The following is a 1549-nucleotide window of genomic DNA, read 5'->3' as shown; positions in this document are numbered from 1 at the left end:
ACGTCCCAGGCCACGCGGCCCGTGCGCTGGTCCGTCGAGGTCGGGTAGCCGAGCATCAGCGTGATGGCATACAGGGCGGCATTGCGACGGTCTTCCGGCAAATGCGCCAGGCCCAGGTCGTACAGCACGACGCCGTGCGCATTCAGGCCGCGGATACCTTCGGCCAGATGGGCCAGGGTCGGGACGCGGGCCAATTCCTTGCGCAATTCGATTTCGTCGGGATGCGCATAAAAGCCGTTGTTATTAAATCCATCGAAACGATTCGACAATATTTCGAAAATGGAATCGAGATCGGAATCCCAGGAAAAAGCGAGTTTTGCAAATGCAATCTTACCAAGGTGAGAAATGGACGTAAGCATCAGGAGCTCCAAAAGTTGCCGGAAGGAAAGGTCCGTATTCTAAAAGATATCAGTGCTACCCATCGTTGTTTTTGTGTCTTGAAATAACTTTATTTCAAAAATATAAGTAACGATCGGACTGTCGCAAAAACTCGACAAGAATGGAAAATGAGGATGTGTAGACATCTCGCGTCAGTTATCATGGTTGATGTACGGAAACATTGTAACATGAAGGTCAACATTTCAAACGGTAACCATGAGATATTTATCAAGCCTGCGTCTCGCTACGAAATTGGGAATTGCATTTGCCGTCGTGCTGGCGCTCACCGCACTCGTCGGTGCTGTCGCGATCTGGCAGCTAACACAAGTTAATGACACGTCGATGAAATTGTCGTCACACTGGATGCCGAGTATTCGTGTCATCGAGGACATCAAATCGCAGCTCGCCCGTATTCGCACCCGCGAATTGCAATACATCATTTCCAACGAACCGTCGGAAATCGATAAGTACGACAAGGTCATTGCGAAAGACCTGGTCGATCTGCACAAGATGCAGGACGACTATGTGAAACTGCAGGAATCGGCCGAAGAAAAGCAGATGTATGCGCAACTGCTCGAGATGTGGGACCGCTACATGATCGAGGACGGCAAGATCCGTGCCGCGGCACGCGCCGGCGACGACGTGCTGGCCAAGAAGCTGATCCGCGGCGAGTCGAACAAGCTCATCGTCGCGCTGCGCGGCCACGTCGACAAGATCGTCGATATGTATACGGCAGGCGGCCGCGCCGCGGCGGTCGAGGGCAATGCCCGCTACACGGCGTCACGCGTGTGGATCCTGTCGCTGGTGCTCGGCAGCGTCGTGCTGGGCGCGGCCGGTGCCGTGTTCATCACCGGCTGGCTGATGCGCCGCCTGGGCGGCGAGCCGGATTACGCCACCGAGATCGTCACGCGCATCGCCGCCGGCGACCTGTCGGTGCGGGTGGAGACCCGTGCCGGCGACCAGGCCAGCCTGTTGTACGCGATGAAATCCATGCGCGACAACCTGGCGAAGATCGTCGGCGACGTGCGCGGCGCGACGGCGACCATCTCGCAGGCATCCGACGAGATCGCCGGCGGCAACCTGGACCTGTCGTCGCGCACCGAGCAGCAGGCCAGCTCGCTGGAAGAGACGGCCGCGTCGATGGAAGAGCTGACGTCGACCGTGAAACAGA

At 57.0% G+C, this 1549-nt stretch carries 2 protein-coding genes; one reads left to right on the top strand and one right to left on the bottom strand.

Annotated features, from left to right (window positions below; all coding sequences use genetic code 11):
* Positions 1-371, bottom strand: a 371-nt coding sequence (locus ACWNCF_RS03060; RefSeq protein WP_449405970.1) for a hypothetical protein, incomplete at its 3' end; no start/stop codon positions are given.
* Positions 372-594: 223 nt separating this feature from the next.
* Here ACWNCF_RS03060 and ACWNCF_RS03055 point away from each other — a divergent pair.
* On the top strand, positions 595-1549 hold a 955-nt coding region (locus ACWNCF_RS03055; protein WP_449405969.1), incomplete at its 3' end, for a methyl-accepting chemotaxis protein.

This window comes from Massilia phosphatilytica (assembly GCF_977014125.1).
The sequence above is the reverse complement of the archived record's forward strand: the minus strand, read 5'-3'. Positions and strand labels throughout refer to the sequence as shown.